The sequence below is a fragment of the Streptomyces sp. NPDC059003 genome (assembly GCF_042740445.1).
In the GTDB taxonomy this organism is placed as follows: Bacteria; Actinomycetota; Actinomycetes; order Streptomycetales; family Streptomycetaceae; genus Streptomyces.
Window position 1 is genome coordinate 23,764 of record NZ_JBHYJH010000058.1, and the last position, 15,695, is coordinate 39,458.

13 protein-coding genes are annotated in these 15,695 nt (G+C 72.6%); 7 read left to right on the forward strand and 6 right to left on the reverse strand.

The genetic code is table 11. From position 1 onward, the window contains the following. Nucleotides 1-3 precede the first annotated feature (3 nt). The 4 genes from ACFWZ5_RS21185 to ACFWZ5_RS21200 all read left to right on the forward strand — a co-directional run bounded on the left by ACFWZ5_RS21185 (nt 4) and on the right by ACFWZ5_RS21200 (nt 4,058). Nucleotides 4-894 (forward strand): DUF6206 family protein, encoded by an 891-nt coding sequence (locus tag ACFWZ5_RS21185; protein WP_384792888.1) that lies wholly within the window; start codon nt 4-6, stop codon nt 892-894. 4 nt (nt 895-898) lie between these two features. Next, nucleotides 899-1,660 (forward strand): 4'-phosphopantetheinyl transferase family protein, encoded by a 762-nt coding sequence (locus ACFWZ5_RS21190; RefSeq protein WP_384792891.1) that lies wholly within the window; start codon nt 899-901, stop codon nt 1,658-1,660. Between the two features lie 74 nt (nt 1,661-1,734). Further along, nucleotides 1,735-2,967, forward strand: a complete 1,233-nt coding sequence (locus ACFWZ5_RS21195) for a RedV protein (RefSeq protein WP_384890933.1) — start codon at nt 1,735-1,737, stop codon at nt 2,965-2,967. Between the two features lie 422 nt (nt 2,968-3,389). Beyond that, a complete protein-coding gene (locus ACFWZ5_RS21200) occupies nt 3,390-4,058 on the forward strand; it encodes a response regulator transcription factor (protein WP_384792897.1) in 669 nt (222 codons plus the stop codon). A 131-nt stretch (nt 4,059-4,189) separates the two neighbouring features. Here the strand turns inward: ACFWZ5_RS21200 and ACFWZ5_RS21205 are convergent, their stop codons facing one another. From ACFWZ5_RS21205 to ACFWZ5_RS21220, 4 genes are all read right to left on the reverse strand, one after another. Further along, the gene (locus ACFWZ5_RS21205; protein ID WP_384792900.1) at nt 4,190-4,522 is read right to left on the reverse strand and encodes a RedY protein; all 333 of its coding nucleotides are present in this window, start codon (nt 4,520-4,522) and stop codon (nt 4,190-4,192) included. A gap of 16 nt (nt 4,523-4,538) precedes the next feature. Further along, nucleotides 4,539-5,768: an L-prolyl-[peptidyl-carrier protein] dehydrogenase gene (gene redW, locus ACFWZ5_RS21210; protein ID WP_384792903.1), complete on the reverse strand. Its 1,230-nt coding sequence runs from the start codon at nt 5,766-5,768 to the stop codon at nt 4,539-4,541. Next, a complete protein-coding gene (locus tag ACFWZ5_RS21215) occupies nt 5,765-9,124 on the reverse strand; it encodes a polyketide synthase (protein WP_384792906.1) in 3,360 nt (1,119 codons plus the stop codon). The genes redW and ACFWZ5_RS21215 overlap by 4 nt, the downstream gene beginning before the upstream one ends. A 236-nt stretch (nt 9,125-9,360) precedes the next feature. Continuing rightward, nucleotides 9,361-10,065 carry a BTAD domain-containing putative transcriptional regulator gene (locus tag ACFWZ5_RS21220; protein WP_384792909.1) on the reverse strand — a complete coding sequence of 235 codons (705 nt, stop codon included), beginning with the start codon at nt 10,063-10,065 and terminating at the stop codon, nt 9,361-9,363. Nucleotides 10,066-10,435: 370 nt separating this feature from the next. Here ACFWZ5_RS21220 and ACFWZ5_RS21225 point away from each other — a divergent pair, with 370 nt between their 5' ends. The 3 genes from ACFWZ5_RS21225 to ACFWZ5_RS21235 are packed head-to-tail and all read left to right on the forward strand — an operon-like array spanning nt 10,436 to nt 12,547. Then, nucleotides 10,436-11,104, forward strand: a complete 669-nt coding sequence (locus ACFWZ5_RS21225) for a TetR/AcrR family transcriptional regulator (RefSeq protein ID WP_384792912.1) — start codon at nt 10,436-10,438, stop codon at nt 11,102-11,104. Further along, nucleotides 11,101-11,763, forward strand: a complete 663-nt coding sequence (locus tag ACFWZ5_RS21230; RefSeq protein WP_384792915.1) for an ABC transporter ATP-binding protein — start codon at nt 11,101-11,103, stop codon at nt 11,761-11,763. The genes ACFWZ5_RS21225 and ACFWZ5_RS21230 overlap by 4 nt, the downstream gene beginning before the upstream one ends. Continuing rightward, the gene (locus tag ACFWZ5_RS21235) at nt 11,750-12,547 is read left to right on the forward strand and encodes a hypothetical protein (protein WP_384792918.1); all 798 of its coding nucleotides are present in this window, start codon (nt 11,750-11,752) and stop codon (nt 12,545-12,547) included. The genes ACFWZ5_RS21230 and ACFWZ5_RS21235 overlap by 14 nt, the downstream gene beginning before the upstream one ends. 34 nt (nt 12,548-12,581) lie before the next feature. Here ACFWZ5_RS21235 and ACFWZ5_RS21240 read toward each other — a convergent pair whose 3' ends face one another. Continuing rightward, the gene (locus ACFWZ5_RS21240; RefSeq protein ID WP_384792921.1) at nt 12,582-14,090 is read right to left on the reverse strand and encodes a SufS family cysteine desulfurase; all 1,509 of its coding nucleotides are present in this window, start codon (nt 14,088-14,090) and stop codon (nt 12,582-12,584) included. Beyond that, nucleotides 14,077-15,480 carry a family 2B encapsulin nanocompartment shell protein gene (locus ACFWZ5_RS21245; protein WP_384792924.1) on the reverse strand — a complete coding sequence of 468 codons (1,404 nt, stop codon included), beginning with the start codon at nt 15,478-15,480 and terminating at the stop codon, nt 14,077-14,079. Before ACFWZ5_RS21245 ends, ACFWZ5_RS21240 begins: the two co-directional genes overlap by 14 nt. Nucleotides 15,481-15,695: the final 215 nt, after the last annotated feature.

Consider the following 15,695-nt stretch of genomic DNA (forward strand, 5'->3'; position numbering starts at 1 on the left):
CCCATGACCTTCACGGTCCCGCACGCCGAACTCGCGCAGCTGGAAGGGCGCGTACGGCACGCGCTGCGCACCGCCGACGACAGCGCACTCGACGTGCTCGGCTACGGCGAGATCACCCTCGTGCTGCGCCTGCGCACCGCCGAAGGGTCCTTCGCCTGCAAACGCCTCCCCGCGTTCCCCGACGGGCACCGCTTCGACCGCTACCGCGCCTCGCTCGACGAGTATCTGCGCCGACTCACCGACCGCGGCCTGACCGTCGCGCCCACCGAGGTGTGGCACACCCGCGGGCCCGGCGGGCGGATCACGGCGTACTGCGTGCAGCGCGAACTGCCGCCGGAGCGCCTGTGCTCACGGCTCCTGCACACCCAGGACGAGACCTGGGCGAAGAACTTCTTCGTCCGCTTCCTCGACCGCGTCGAGGCCGCCGTCGACCCCGCGCTCGGCCTCGACGCCCAGGCCTCCAACTGGATCGACACCGACGGCGAGCTGACCTATCTGGACGTCACCACGCCGCTCATGCGCGACGCACAAGGGCGCGAACGCCTCGACGTACGGCTCTTCTTCACCTCGCTGCCGTGGATCCTGCGCGACGCCGTGCGCCTCTCCATGGCCAAGTCGATCTTCGACAAGTTCTACGGGACCCGCGGCGTGCTGCTCGACTTCCTCGGCAACCTCCACAAGGAGCGCCTGGACGCGCTGGTCCCGGCGTTCCTCGAAGAGGCCAACGCCCGCCTCGCGCACCCGCTCACGGCCGGTGAGGTCGCCGCGTACTACCGCGCCGACGCGCGGATGTGGGAGCTGATCCAGCGCCTGCGCGCCGCCGACCGCTTCTGGCACCGCAAGGTCAGACGCCGTACGTATCCGTTCCTGCTGCCGCCGCCCGTGGACCGCTGAGGCGATGGGCCTCCTCGTACGTGTCCCCGCGCCCGGACTCGACGACAGCGTCACGCTCGATCCGGCGTGTCCCCTGCGCGTCAGCCACGTGCGCGGCCCGCTGACGCTCGCCGTCGTGTCGATCGCGTGGGTGCGCGCGCGGGGCGAGGCGGGCCGCGCCGCGCTCCAGGCCCGGCACCTCACCGCCGAGGAGCGCGCCCGCGCCGCCGAACTGCCCGTGCCCAAGCGGCGCGTGGAGTGGATGGCCGGGCGGCTCGCCGTGAAGCACGGCGTCAGCGCGTATCTGCGGCGGCACGGCGGCGGGTGCGTGCGCACGCGGGACGTCAGCGTGGGTACGGTGGCGCGCGGCATCCGCGCGGGGAAGCCCACCGTCGACGGGCCCGTGGAGGTGGGTCTCACGCACTCGGGCGATCTGGCCGTCGCCGTCTGCGGGCCGCGTGCCGTCGGCATCGACCTGGAGCGCACCCGCCAAGTACCGCGCCCGCTCGCGGAGTTGCTGACCCATGTGCCACGTCGCTGCCCTGTCCTCGACACCATGCCGCTGTCGCTGCGCTGGGCGTGCAAGGAGGCCGTGCTCAAGCACCTCGGCTTCGGCCTGCGCGTCGACACACGCGAGGTCGAGCTCACCGCCTGGCGCCCCGACGGCCGCTTCTCCTGGCGCCCGGGCCCCGACCTGCGCCGCCACGCCCCGACCCCGTCCACCACCCACCTGGACAGCTGGGCCCGCGAGGTCAACGGCTACTCCCTGGCCCTCGTGTGGAGCTGACCGCGCCGCGCGGACGGGGCCGCACTGTGCCGACCGGGCCGTACAGCCGCCGCGAAGCTGAGGAGACCACCACCATGCCCCCCGACCACCAGCCACCGCCCCCCACCCCCACGCCGCCCCCGCCTGCACCACCACGCCCCGCTGCCCCCCGAGCCCTCTTCGCGGCCGCCCTCCGCGAGGCCGTGCGGGTTGCCGCACTCGCTCCCTCGTCGCACAACTGCCAGCCCTGGGGCGTGGTCTGGGCCGAGGGGGGCGGTGCGCGGGACGCGGTTGCGGGGGTCGTGGGCGGGGGTGATGATCCGGCGGCCGTGTATCTGGTGCTTGCTCTCGACGAGGGGCGCAGTCTGCGGGCGTTGGCCGCGCATCAGGTGGAGATGCTGGTCAGCTGCGGGGCGTACGGGCAGCTGCTGCTGCGGGCCCTGGCCGCGCAAGGGTGGCGGGCCGGTGCCCCGAGGTTCGCCGAAGGGGGACTGGCCGACGCAGCGTGGCCGTGGCCGGGCGCCCGGCCCGCCGACTGGCCGCGCTCCTGGACCCCGCTGTGTGCGATCCGGCTGCACCAAGGGCCGCCCCCCGGCCCCGACGGCCTGCGAGCCCTGCGCACCACCGCCGAGGCCCGCCGCACCAACCGCGCGCCCTACCGCCCCGGCGCCGTCGAACCGTCGCTCCTGGACGGCCTGTTGGAACAGGGCGGCACCGGCCTCGCGCACGGCGCGGACGTGCGCGTACGGCACCTGACCTCGGGGGCCGACCGCGCGGCCGTCGCCGACTTCGTGGCCCGGCACGCCGGACGTGACTTCAGTCACCGCGCGGCCTGGCGCGAGACCCACTCGTACCTGCGGTTCAGCGAGGCCGAAGTCGCCGCCCGCGGTGACGGGTTCACCCTGAGCCAGCTGTTCGGGCCGCTGTCGTGGCCGCAGGAGCGGGCCCGGCGGATCGCCTTCGCGCCCCTGACGATGCGGCTGCTGCGGCACGTCGGCTACCCCGGCCTCCTCGCCCGACAGCTCGCGCACCTCGTACGCCCGACCCCCGCCCTCACCGTCATGAGCTTCGCCGGCCCGCGCCCCTCGCGCGCCGACGCCGTCAAGGGCGGTGCGCGACTGGCTGATTACTGGCTGTGTGCGACCGAGGTGGGGCTGGCCCTGCACCCCGTGAGCGCCGTGCTCCAGCACGAGGATCCGCGGACCGCTCTGGAGGACAGGCTCCGGATTCCCGGGCGCGCGTTCTTCCTGAGCCGTCTCGGCCATCCGGCCACCGAGTTCCCGCGCTCGCCCCGCCGCCCCGCCGACGCGCCCCTGCGGACGATCTGAGTTTCGGGTTCGCGTCGTTTCGAGCCATCTTCATGCTTCTTCCAATAACCCTCGCCCAGAAGCCAGTTGCGCCCACATACTGTTGCAGTGCGGACTGAATATTCCGCCCCCATGTGCCTGCCCCGATACCGGAGAGGAGGGGAGCGAAGAGCAGGGGAGGGGAGGCGCCCCGGGGAAAGACGCAGAATCGAACAGTAGACGGATCCATGCGATGACGGGCAGCAGCGACGAGGGGTACCCGAAGACACATGGTCGTGTCATTAAAAAGGGGGCGGCGAGATGGGGAACTGCTGCAAGGGGCACCTTACGGAAGTCACCGCGAGGCCAGGGAGGCCGGACCGCCCGGGCGTGATGCCGTGACATCAGGCGCGGTCGGGTCCCAGCGGCGCGGCGGACCGCGCCCGGACGAGATGCGGTGAGACATGAAGATCCGCGTCCTGGTGTGCTGTGACGAGTCGATCATGTCCGCCGCGATGCGCGCGCTGCTCGACCAGCAGCCCGACATCGAGGTCATGGGCTTCACCACCGGCCGCGAATCCGCGGCGGCCGTCGCCGAGCTCGCGCCCCACGTCATGATCGTGGTGGCGCCCGCACTCGGCTTCGAGGACAAGCGTGAGCTCGCGGAACTCGCGGCGCTCACGAAAATCGTCCTGATCGCCAAGGGCGAGTCCGCGCACCGCTCCGTCGAGGCCCTGTGCGTCGGCGTCAGAGCGGTCCTGGCCACGGACTCCTCCGCGGACGACCTGATCCATGTGCTGAGGACGGTCAGCGCGGGCGCCACGATGGTGATGCCCGCCGCCGCCCGGCGCAGCCTGGAGCACCTGCCGGAGGCCGCGCGCCGCACCACGCGCATGGCCGCGGAGCTCACCCCGCGCGAGTCCGAGGTGATCGTCCTGCTCGCGCAGGGCAAGTCCAACGCGGAAGTCGCCGAGAAACTCTCGGTGTCCATGGCGACCGTGAGATCCCATGTCCACCATGTGCTCCGAAAGTTGGGTGTGGGCACACGCGCCCAAGCCGTAGCCATTGCCTATGAGACCGGTTTGATGGCGACAATAGGACGGGCCACTGAATTCCGTGGCCAAGACGGATGAACAAACAAGGGTGAACGAACAAGGGCGAGCGGACAAGGGCGGCCCCGGTGGGTTGAATCGTATTCACCGGCCGTCCTTGTTTCCGGTGTTGTTTCCGGTGTTGTTTCCGGTGTTTCGAGGCCGTTAAGTCCTCAGGCCCGGTATCCGTCACCCACGCGTTCCCCGGTCAACTCGGCCACCACCGAGGCCATCTTCTCGAAATCCGCGACCAGTTGCCGGAACGTTTCGGAGCGCATATCGCGCTCGAAGGCCGCCCGCCCGGTCACCTCGATGATCTCGAAGTACTCGGCGTACTCGGCATGCGCGACCGGCTCGCCCTCGGCCCCCGTGACGCGCTGCACGCCGAAGGACACGACGGCGGGCAGCCGTGGACAGGCCGCGTAGTCGACCTCCCGCACCCAGGACTCGAAGCGCTCCGGGTCCACGCCGTCGTGCAGCCGGATGCGGTGAACGATGATCTCCATATGACGTCCCGTCGGTTCAGCGGCGGGCACCCGCGCGGCGGCCGCCGCCCAGGCCCAGCGCGCGAGCGATGTTGTTCCGCTGGATCTCGTTGGTGCCGGAGAAGATGCGCGCCGGCAGCGCGTCCCGCAGCAGCGTCTCGGCCTCGCCGCCCAACACGCCCAGGGCGCCCCGCAGTTGGACCGCGTCGAGCCCGATCCGTACGGCCGCCTCGCTCACCGCGAGCTTCGCGAGGGCGGGCCCGACCTCGTCCTCGCTGCCCCGGTCGAGGCCCCACGCGGCCTTGTACAGGAGCAGCCGCGCCGACTCCAGGGCGAGCGTCATGTCGACGATCCGATGGCTCACGGCCTGGAACCCGCCGATCGGCACCCCGAACTGCTCGCGCTGTCCCGCGTACGCGACCGTGGAGTCGAGCACGCGCCGCATCGCGCCGAGATAGGCCGCGAACAGACAGGTGCGCTCCCACTTCATGGACGCCGCGAACACACTGGCCCCCGCGCCCTCCGCGCCGAGCAGCTGCCGGGCCGGCACCACGCACCCGTCGAGCCGCACGTCGGCCGTCGGCGAGCCGCGCAGCCCCACCTTGTCGTACGCGGGACCCACCGTGAGCCCCGGCGTGCCCGCCTCCACGACGAACGCGGACAGGCCGAAGAACCCGCCGCCCGGAGCCGTCACCGCCTGCACCACGAACACGTCGGCGACCGGCGCGTTCGTGGTGAACGCCTTGGCGCCGTCGAGGACGTAGTGGTCGCCGACCCGCTCCGCGCGCGTGCGCAGCGCGAGCGTGTCGGAACCGGCCTCAGGCTCCGTGATGCCGTGCGCCGCGATCCGCTCGCCCGAGCACAGCGCGGGCAGCCAGCGCCGCTTCTGCTCCTCGGTGCCGAACTCGACGAACGGTGTCACGGCCGCGAACAGGTGCGCCGCCACGGAGAACGCGAACCCCGTGTCCGGCGAGCCGTACCCGAGCGCCTCCATGACGGCCGCGGCCGTCACCGCGTCGAGCCCGCTGCCGCCGTAGGCCTCCGGCACGACGCTGCCGACCAGGCCCTGCTTGCCCGCGAGCTGCCAGCGCCGCCGGAACTCGGCCTGGTCCAGGGCCCCGTCCACGAGCGGCACGTCGCCGAGCTCGCGCCGGGCGAACCGCTCGACGGTCAGCCGCATCTCCTCGGTGTCGGCGTCGAAGGCGAAGTTCAGCGAGTTCAACGAGTTCGTGGGGTTCGTGGTGCTGGTGGGGTTCGCGGGGTTCATCGCGGCGCGGAGCCTTCCTCTCGGTCCTGCACGTTCCGTACGTCCGATACATCCCGCTCGTCCTGCCGGTGTTCCTCGACGAGCACGTGGTAGTTGATGCCGCCGGTGCCGAACGAGCTGACGGCGGCGCGCCGCGGCCTGCCCGGGGGTGCGGGCCAGGGCTCGGGGCGGGTGGTGATCTCGGCCGGGATGGCGGCGAGGTCGAGCGCCGGATTCAGCGTCCGGAGGAGGGCGTTGGGCGGCAGCGTGCCCGCCCGCAGGGCGAGCAGCGTGCGCAGCAGGCCCGCGCTGCCCGCCGCCGCGAAGGTGTGCCCGAAGAACGACTTCGCCGAGCCGATGCGCAGCGGCCGCGCCCGCGGCCCGCCCGCGTACAGGCGGCCCGCCGCGGCGATCTCGACCCGGTCGCCGACCTTGGTGCCGGTGCCGTGCGCCTCCAGGTAGTCCACGGTGCAGGGCTCGAAGTCGACCTGGGCGAAGGCGCGTTGCATGGCCCGCACCTGACCCGCCACGTCCGGCGCGATCAGCGACTTGGCGTCGTTGGACGCGCCGATCGCGCGGATCACGCCGTGCACCGTGTCGCCGTCGCGCAGCGCGTCGTCGTACCGCTTGAGCAGGAACAGGCCGCAGCCGTCGCCCGGCGTGAAGCCGTCGGCGGCCGCGTCGAACGGCGCGTTCCTGCTGTGCGAGAGCAGGCCGAGCGCCGAGCAGAGCACCATGTCCCTGGTGGTGCAGGCGAGTTCGACGCCGCCTGCGACGGCGAAGTCCGCGGCGCCCGAGCGCAGCGCGCCGACGGCGACGTCCAGGGCGGCGAGGGAGGACGCGCAGGCCGCCTCCACCGCGACCGGCACCGCGTCGAGGCCGTACTCGTTGGCGAGCAGCGCGGCGACGCCGCTGGCGAGACAGCCGTCGAGGAGCGCGGGCGAGAGCTCGGTGTCGCCCCGTGCGGTGCGCTCGCGCAGCCGCTCCAGGAGCTTCTTCTTGCGCAGCGCCGAGAGCCCGTCGAGCGCCGCGAGCGAGGCGACCGTGTCGTCGAGCCCCTGGAGGACGAGCTCCGTGTGCGCGCGCCGCTCCCTGGTCAGGCCCAGCGTGCTGCCGACCGCGACGATGCCGTGCCCGGTGGGCAAGCGGTGCCCCGCGAACAGCTCGGCGGACACGTCGAGCGCGAGCCGCTGCGCGCCGTCCATCGCCGCGTACCGCAGTGGCAGGACCGGCAGGTCGTCCGGCGGCTCGTCGGGCACCGGGACGTGGCCGCCCTGGTCGGTGTAGGTGTGGGTGAGGCTGAGCGCGCCGGGGGAGTGGTAGAGGTCCCGGTCGAGCACGGACTCCGGTACGGGGCCGATGCGGGTGCGGCCGGAGCGGACGGCGCGCCAGAAGGCCGCGGCGTCCGGCGCCCCGGCGAACCGGCCGCCGAGCCCGACGACGGCGACCGGCACGGCCCGCGCGGCGACGGCCCACGCACCGCCACGGGCCCGCGGGCGCGCGGAGCCGGACGCGGGCCGGTCACGCTCTCCGCGCCGGGACCGGTCGCGCACGGGGAGTACGGGCCGACCGCGCTCATCGGTTACGGCTCGGCCGCGCTCATCGGCTACGGGCCGGGCACGCTCATTGCGCCGCGACCGGTCGGGAACGGCGAGTTCGGACTGGCCACGCTTGTCGACTACGGGCGGGACGTGCCCTTCGGTCGTGGATGGAGTGCGCCCTTCGACCACGGGTGGGGTGTGTTCCTCGGTCACGGGCGGGGTGTGCCCTTCGACCACGGGTGGGGCGTGTCCCTCGGTCACGGGCGGGGTGTGCCCTTCGACCACGGGTGGGGCGTGTCCCTCGGTCACGGGCCGGGCGTGTCCTGCGAAGACGGACCGGGGGTGTCCTTCGACCACGGGTGGGGCGTGCCCCTCCGCCACGGGCCGAGCGCGCCCCTCGGTCACGGACAGGCCGTGCCCCTCGGCCACAGCCCGTGCGTGCCCGCCGGTCACAGCCCGTGCGTGCCCGCCGGTCACAGCCCGTGCGTGCCCGCCGGTCACGGACCGTGCGTGCCCGTCGGGCACAGGCCCAGGCCCGCCGTCCTCGTCGAGTTCCGGCCGGGCGTGTTCTTCGAGTACGAGATGACAGAACGTGCCCGTGAGGGACGCCCCGTGGATCACGGCTCGCCGTGGCACCTGGCCCTCGCCGGGCACCCGCCACTCCTCATCCGCCTGAGCCCGCCGGAACGGCGTCCCGTCGGGCCGCCCCGCCCCGCCGTCGGCGTCCGGCGCCGGAAACCGGCGCCGGTGGAGCGCGAGCACGACCCTGCCGAGCCCGGCGAGCCCCGCGTACGCGAAGGCGCGCCCGGCGCCGCCGCCCAGGACCACGGACCCGGGCGCGCGGCCCGCGTACAGCCGCGTCAGGGCCTCGAGCTCGGCGGCGGCCTCGCGCTCGACGCCGGAGCCCGCCCGCTCGACGTACTGAATGCCGTCGACGTCGACCCCCGCCGCGCGGAGCGAGTCGGCGGCCGTCTCCTGGCGGAGGCGCGCGGAGTGCGAGTGGCGGAAGCAGCCCGGACGCGGGTCGTGGCGCAGGGCGCAGTCGAGGACCGTGGCGTAGACGCGGTCCCCGTCGCGTACGGCGGTCGAGAGCCGCTTCAGGAGGACGGCGCCGACGCCCGCGCCGACGGGGCGGTCCGGCGGTGCGTCGAGGTACGGCGGTCCGTCGGGCCCGAAAACGCCTTTGGCGCCCAGGGCCTTGGCGACGAACGGGGACTCCGCGCGCTGCCCGGCGAGGACGAGGACCGCGTCCGACAGGTCCGCGCGCAGCTGGCCCACGGCGTGCGCGAGCGCCACGAACGACGTCGCCTCGGCGGACTCCACGGCGAGGGTCCGGCCGCGGAGCTTGAACGCGGTGGCGATCCGCGCCGGAATGGTGCTGGCCATCTCGCCGACCCGGTCGTGCGGCGAACCGCCGAGGCGCCGCGCCATGAGCCCGCGCAGCTCGGCGGCGGCCCGCGCGGCGCTCTCCGGCGCGGCACCCGCGGCAACCGCGGCGCGCGCCACCTCGCGGGCGTAGTGCGGCAGTTCGACGCGTACGGCGTTGGCGTGCTGGCGGTCGAGGGCGAAGCACAGGCCGGTGACGACGTCGGTGCGCTCCGCGGGCAGCGGCCGCTCGGGGTGGCCCGCGTCGCGCAGGCACCGGCGGGCCGCCTCCAGCATGAGCAGCTGCATCCGGTTCATGGACTTGGCCTGCATCGGCGGGATGCCGAACCGGGCGACGTCGACCACGACGTCGTCGAGCCCGTCCGGGTCGAGCTCCGCGACCCCCACGATCGCGATGGGCTCCCCGGGCCGCGCGGGGATGGCCCGGCGCACTTGCGGATCGGACGTCATGACGCGGCTGCTCCTGCGGTCGCTGCGGGTCCCGCCGGGACGGCGGAAAGGACGGCGCGTGGTCGGGGTGCGGGTCGGAGTGCGGGTCGCGCGTACGCGCGTTGAATTGTGGTCAATGTGCGACCACGGAAATTCCGTTTAAGGCGCAAGGAATTCCGCTGCCGCACCGTGGAGATTTCGTGCCGGAATCGGGTTTGAGTGGGAGAATGTGGCCGCTGTGACGTCTGAGGTGCTTTTCACGTGGCCATCGTGACCGTCGAAAGGGAGAGCGCGGGATCCTGCGACAGGATTTCCGTGTGGCGGCGCTGGAGCACGAGGCCCGGCTGCACCCCGAGCTCCTCGTCGAGGCGGCGGCGCGTCGCGTGGAACAGCTCAAGGGCCTCCGCCTGCCGGCTGGTGCGGTACAGGGCGAGCATCAGGAGCTCGCAGAAGCGCTCGCGCAGCGGGTGCTGGGCCACCAGGCGGCGCAGCTCGGCCACCGCGCGCGAGGCGTCACCGGTGGCGAGCCGGGCGCTGACCAGGTCCTCCCAGACCGTCAGGCGCCGCTCGTCGAAGAGCGCCGCGGCGCCCCGGCAGCGCAGCCCGTCGCCCGCGTCGAGCAGCGCGGGCCCCTGCCACAGCTCAAGGGCGGCCTGGAGCAGCTCGATCGCGTGCCCGGGGCGCCCGGCCAGCGCCGCCGCGCCGCGCGTGGCCAGGTCGAGGAAGGTGTTGCCGTCGACGCAGCCGGGCGGCACGTCCAGGAGGTAGCCGCCGCGCACGGCGCGCAGGACGGTCGCGCCGCGCCGCCGCGGACCGTGGCCGTCGAGCGCCTTGCGCAGCCGGGTCGCGTGAGCCTGAAGGGCGTTGCGGGCGTTGCCGAGCGGCTGGCCCGCCCACAGCTCGTCGGCGAGGTCCGCGTGCGCGACGGCCCGGCCCGCGTCGAGGGCGAGCGTGGCGAGCATGGCCCGCACTTTGTTGGCCTGAATTCCGTGACGTTCTCCGTCTCCGTCCATGGCCACCGAAACCGGTCCCAGGATATGGATGTGCACGTCGCTCCCCCCGGCGGACTGCAATGGGTGGCCCTGGCACGTTCCTCGTTCCGATAAGGGGAGTCGGGCTCCCCTTATTCGCTCCGTACGAGTTTCGCAGGAACGGCAGTGCGGTGCCATCCATCACCTGACGGGTTTCCCGCGCGGGGTACCGGATCAATTTCCCGAGAACCTCTCCATCATTCGTTGATGCGGATCGTCCGCGCCTCAACGGACGCACGAGTGGAGCCCAGGATTCCGGCTTCCTGGACATGAGGCTGAACGAGCGTTTAGTCTGCTGTACATGCGTTCAAAGCTCGATGACAGGACCGCGCGGGCCGTGATCAGGGACGAGGCCCTGCGCCTCTTCGCGGAGAACGGCCCCGACGTCGTCACCGTCCGGCAGATCGCGACCGCGGCGGGCGTGTCGCCGGGGCTCGTCGTGCACCACTTCCGCTCCAAGGACGGCCTGCGCACGGAGGTCGACCAGTACGTACTCGACGTCTTCGAGAACCTCCTGAGCGAGCTCACCGGCGACGGCGGTACGGAGCTGTTCGAGGGCCCGGCGCGGGCCACCGCGGGCTCGCTCGGCGAGGTGTTCCTGCGGCATCTGCCCGTGGGCTCGCCGCTGCCCGGCTATCTGCGCAGGCTGCTGCTCTCCCACTCGGAGGCGGGCCGCGGCCTGTTCCGCCGTCTGTACGCGATGAGCCGGGAGACGCTGGACGAGCTTGCCGAGTCCGGCGCCGCGTCGCGCGGCAACGACCCGCAGGTCAGGGCGGCGCTGCTGCTCGTCAACGACCTGTCGGTGTTCCTGCTGCGCGACCAGCTGACCGCGGTCCTCGGCGTCGACCCGCTGTCCGCGGCGGGCCTGGCCCGCTGGGGCCCCGAGCTCCTGAGCATCTACGCGGGCGGTCTGAACGCAGTGCCCCAAGATCCGCAAGCAGCACCGGAAGCAGAAGGAGGCCAGGCATGACCACAAGGCCAAAGCCCGCACTCACCGCCCGGGACATCCACAAGGCATTCGGCAAGCACCAGGTCCTGCGCGGCGCCGACCTCACGGTCGAACCGGGCCAGTTGGTCGCCGTGGTCGGCGAGAACGGCGCGGGCAAGTCGACGTTCCTCAAGGCGATCGCGGGCACCCTGTCCGTCGACCGCGGCGAGGTCGAGCTCGGCGGCGAGCTCGGCTACTGCCCGCAGGACCCCGTGCTCAACGCCAACCTCACCGTGGACCAGCACCTGCAGTACTTCGCGGCCGCCCACCGCCTCGGCAGCCTGGACCGCGCCGACGAGCTGGTGAAGCTCCTCGGCTACGACAAGTACCGCTCGACGCCCGCCGGCGAGCTCTCTGGCGGCACGCGGCAGAAGCTCAACCTCACGCTCGCGCTCCTGCACGACCCGGACGTGCTGCTCCTGGACGAGCCCTACCAGGGCTTCGACTGGGAGACATACCTCCGCTTCTGGGACCTGGTCGACGAGCTGCACGACCGCGACAAGGCTGTCGTCGTCATCACGCACCTCGTCTTCGAGCAGGAGCGCTTCGACGTCCTCGCCGACCTCGTCGACGGACGCCTGAAGCCGCGTACGGCCGAGGGACCGCACGAGCCGAAGGAGCGCAGCCATGCCGCAGCTTGACGTCTTCACGCCCCGCCCGCTGTTCGGCCAGTTCCCGACCGCCCTGAAGTTCTCCGTGCGCGAGCAGTCCCGCAACCGCCTCGCCGCGCTGCTCCTCGTGCTCTTCGTGCCGGCCTGGTACCTCCTGATGACCTCGCTCGCGGGCGACAAGTCACCGGAGTTCAAGCTGTACGCGACCGACCAGCTCCTGCACGTCGACGCCCAGCACATCATGCTGATCACCGCCGGGCTCAACTCCCTCACGATGATCTCCGGCTTCGTCGTCTTCGACGCCGTGCGCAAGGTGCTCGCCTTCGACAACCGCCTCGCCTTCGCCGGGTACCGGCAGTCCACGCTGATCGGCGCCAAGATGCTGGCCATCGGCATCGTCGCGGGCACCATCGCGGTCTACACGTCGCTCGCCCTGCTGTTCTACTGGCGCCCGGGGTTCACCGGCTGGGGCACGCTCCTCGCGGGGTTCCTCGCCGTGTCGCTCACCTACGGCTCGCTCGGGCTGCTGCTCGGCGTCCTGGTGAAGCGGGACCTCGAGGGCTTCTTCCTCATCATCATGGTCGGGCTCACCGACACGTTCCTGCAGAACCCGCTCGGCAACCCGGCCGCGAACAAGCCGGTCCTGCAGTACTTCCCGTCGTTCGGCCCGATGCAGTTCTCCGTCGGCGGCTCGCTCGGCGACACCGTCCTGTGGCGCTATCTCGGCCTCGGCCTCGCCTGGGCGGCCGCGTTCGCCGTGGTCGGCCTGGTCGTCTTCTACTTCAGGACCCGGAGCCGCCGCCCCACCGGCTGACGGCCGCTCCGGGTCCCGGGCGTCCCCGCGCCGCTCAGGCGCTCGCCTGCAGACGGAGCAGGGACGCCACCAGCTGGTCCACCTCCTCGGACGTGTTGTAGAGCGCGAGCGAGGCGCGGGCCGCGGACTCCAGGCCGTAGTGCGCGAGCGCGGGCTGCGCGCAGTGGTGGCCCGCGCGGACGGCGATCCCGTCGCGGTCGAGCCAGTCCGCGATCGCCGCCGGGTCGTGGCCCGCGAGCGTGAACGTCATGACCGCGATCCGCTCGGCCGCCGAGCCGATCACCTCCAGGCCGGGCACGGTCGCCATGGCCTGCATCGCGTACGTCATCAGCGCGTGCTCGTACGCCGCGATGGCCTCCCGGTCGAACGCGCTCAGCCAGTCGATCGCCGCCAACAGGCCGACCACGCCCGAGATGTGACCGGTGCCTGCCTCGAGCAGATGCGGCATCGGCGCGAACGTCGTCCGCTCGAAGCTCACCGAATCGATCATGTTGCCGCCGCCCTGCCACGGGCGCATCGCCGCCATCACGTCCGGCTTCGTGTACAGCGCGCCGATGCCCGTCGGGGCGAACAGCTTGTGCCCGGAGAACGCGTAGAAGTCCGCGTCGAGGTCCGTCACGTCGACCGGCATGTGGGCCACCGCCTGGGCGCCGTCCACCAGGACCTTCGCGCCGTAGCGATGGGCGAGCGCCGTCATCTCGCGCACCGGCGGCACGGTGCCGAGGACGTTGGAGGCGTGGCTGATCGCGACGAGCTGGGTGCGCGCCGAGAGCAGGTCCGCGTACGCGGTCTGGTCGATCTCGCCCTCGGGCGTGAGCGGCACCGGCACGACGCGCGCGTGCGTCTCCTTGGCGATCAGCTGCCAGGGGACGATGTCCGAGTGGTGCTCCAGGACGGACACGAGGATCTCGTCCCCGGGCTCCAGGGTGGCCCGTCCCCAGCTCTGCGCCACGAGGTTCACGGCCTCCGTGGTGCCGCGCACGAACGCGATGGTGTCGGGCGACGGCGCCCCCAGGAACCGGGCGACGGCCGCGCGGCCCGCCTCGTACAGCTCCGTTGCCTCGCGCGCCATGGTGTGCGCGCCGCGGTGGATGTTGGAGTTGGCCGCGCTGTAGTACGCGGTCAGCGCCTCGATCACCTGGCGCGGCTTCTGCGTGGTCGCCCCGTTGTCGAGCCAGACCAGCGGATGCCCGTTGACGGTCCGGTGCAGGATCGGGAAGTCCTTGCGGGCGGTCTCGGGGGAGAAGCCGCCGGGCGGGGCGGTGGCGGGAAGCCCTGCGGGCAGCGCGGCCGGGGGTGTGGTGGGGACCTCGGCGGGCGCGGCCGGTACGCCGGTGGTGGGTACGTCGGTCGCGGGCAGGCCCGGGACTTGGGCCGTGGGCACCGTGGGCACGGAGGGTGCCGTGGGCATTCCGGGCACCTGGGGTGTTGGCGTCGCGGCCATGTCCGGCGCCTGGGTCACGGGCTCCGTCGGCGGTGCCGCCGCGGTGGCCGGCACCTGCTCAGGGGCCCGCAGCAGCGCCCTGAGATCAGGAGTAGTCATGGTAGTTGTTCACCTCGACGTTCTGGAGCACGGCGATGGCGTCCTCGACGAGTACCGCCGTGTTGAAGTACGCCGTGAGCAGGTGCGAGGTGATGCCCTTCTGGTCGGTGCCCATGTTCCGCATGGACAGGCCGGGCTCGACCTCGTCGGCGACCTCGCCGGGCCGCAGGCCCACCACGCCGCGGTCGGCCTCGCCCATCCGCATCAGGAGGATCTCCGTGGTGCCGATGGCCGCGCCCGAGCCGTTCGTGTGCACGCCGTTGCTGAACGGCACCTTGTCGGAGGGGAGCAGCGGCACGCCGCGCCAGGTGAGCAGCGGGCTGCCGAACCGGCTGTCGGTCACCGGGGGCACGCCCCGGCGCGTACATTCACGCCCGAACGCCGCGATCGCCTTCGGGTGCGCGAGGAAGTAGCTCGGCTGCTTCCAGACGCGCGACAGGAGCTCGTCGAGGTCGTCGGGCGTGGGCGAGCCGGTGCGGGTCTGCACGCGCTGCCCGGGCGCGACGTTGTGGAAGAGGCCGAACTCGGGGTGGTTGAGCAGCGCCGACTCCTGCCGCTCGCGCAGCGCCTCGATGGTGAGCAGGGCCTGCTGGCGGGTCTGGTCGAAGTCGCCGCTGTACACGTCGTGGACGCGGGTGTGCACGCGCAGGACGGTCTGCGCGAGCGTCATGTGGTACTCGCGCGGCGCGTCCTCGTAGTCGACGTACGTGGCGGGCAGGTCGGGCTCGCCGACGTGGCCCGACGTGAGGTCCACCGGCACTTCGGCGCCCGGCCGGTGACCGTTGCCGTTCGCGTACGCGGTGAGCGAGGAGCGGACCCGCTCGTCGCGGTCGGCGATCGTGGCGAGCGCGCCGCGGTCGGCGCACAGGGCGGTGCCGGGCGTGAGCGCCTGCACCCGGTACGGCGTGGGCTCCTCGCGGGTCCACGCGCCGAGGTCGAAGAACTGGCCGTCGCCTATGACTTCGAGCAGCTGCTCCTCGCCGTAGCGCCCGGTCACGCGCTTCTCGGCGCGGCCCTGCACGATGATCCACAGCCGGTCGGCGCGGTCGCCCTCCTGGGCGAGGACCTGGCCGGACTCGAAGCGGACCTCGGTGAACGCGTTCGCGAGCTCGCCGAGGCAGTCCTCGCCCGCGTCCCGCAGATACGGCAGTTCGCGCAGGTCGCCCGGTACGACGCGGTGTGTGCCGTTGTCGGAGTGGGTGGCGATGCGGTCGTCGCCGAGGACGAAGGTGCGGCGGCGGTTGACGCGGTAGACACCGGACTTGAGGTCCACCCAGGGCAGGGCGCGCAGCAGATAGCGCGGGGTGGTGCCGAGCATCTGCGGCGGCGTCTTGGTGGCGCTGGCGAGCTGCCGTGCTGAATCCGGTGCGAGCGAGAGGCGGTCGGTCACGGGAGTCTCCTCGGGGAGGGCTGAGGACGGTCGGTCGAAATCGGGCAGGGCCGATCGTCTTCATGCGGTCCCGTGACCACAAGGTGTAACTTTTCAACTACTTTTGGCGTTCGGCCGGAAACGACCGGCCTTGGGGCTCCCGCGGAGCGGGGATCCGGGCGCTGTACGGCGGGTGTGCCCTGCCCTGTGCGTGGGCGCCGGACACTCCCGCATGT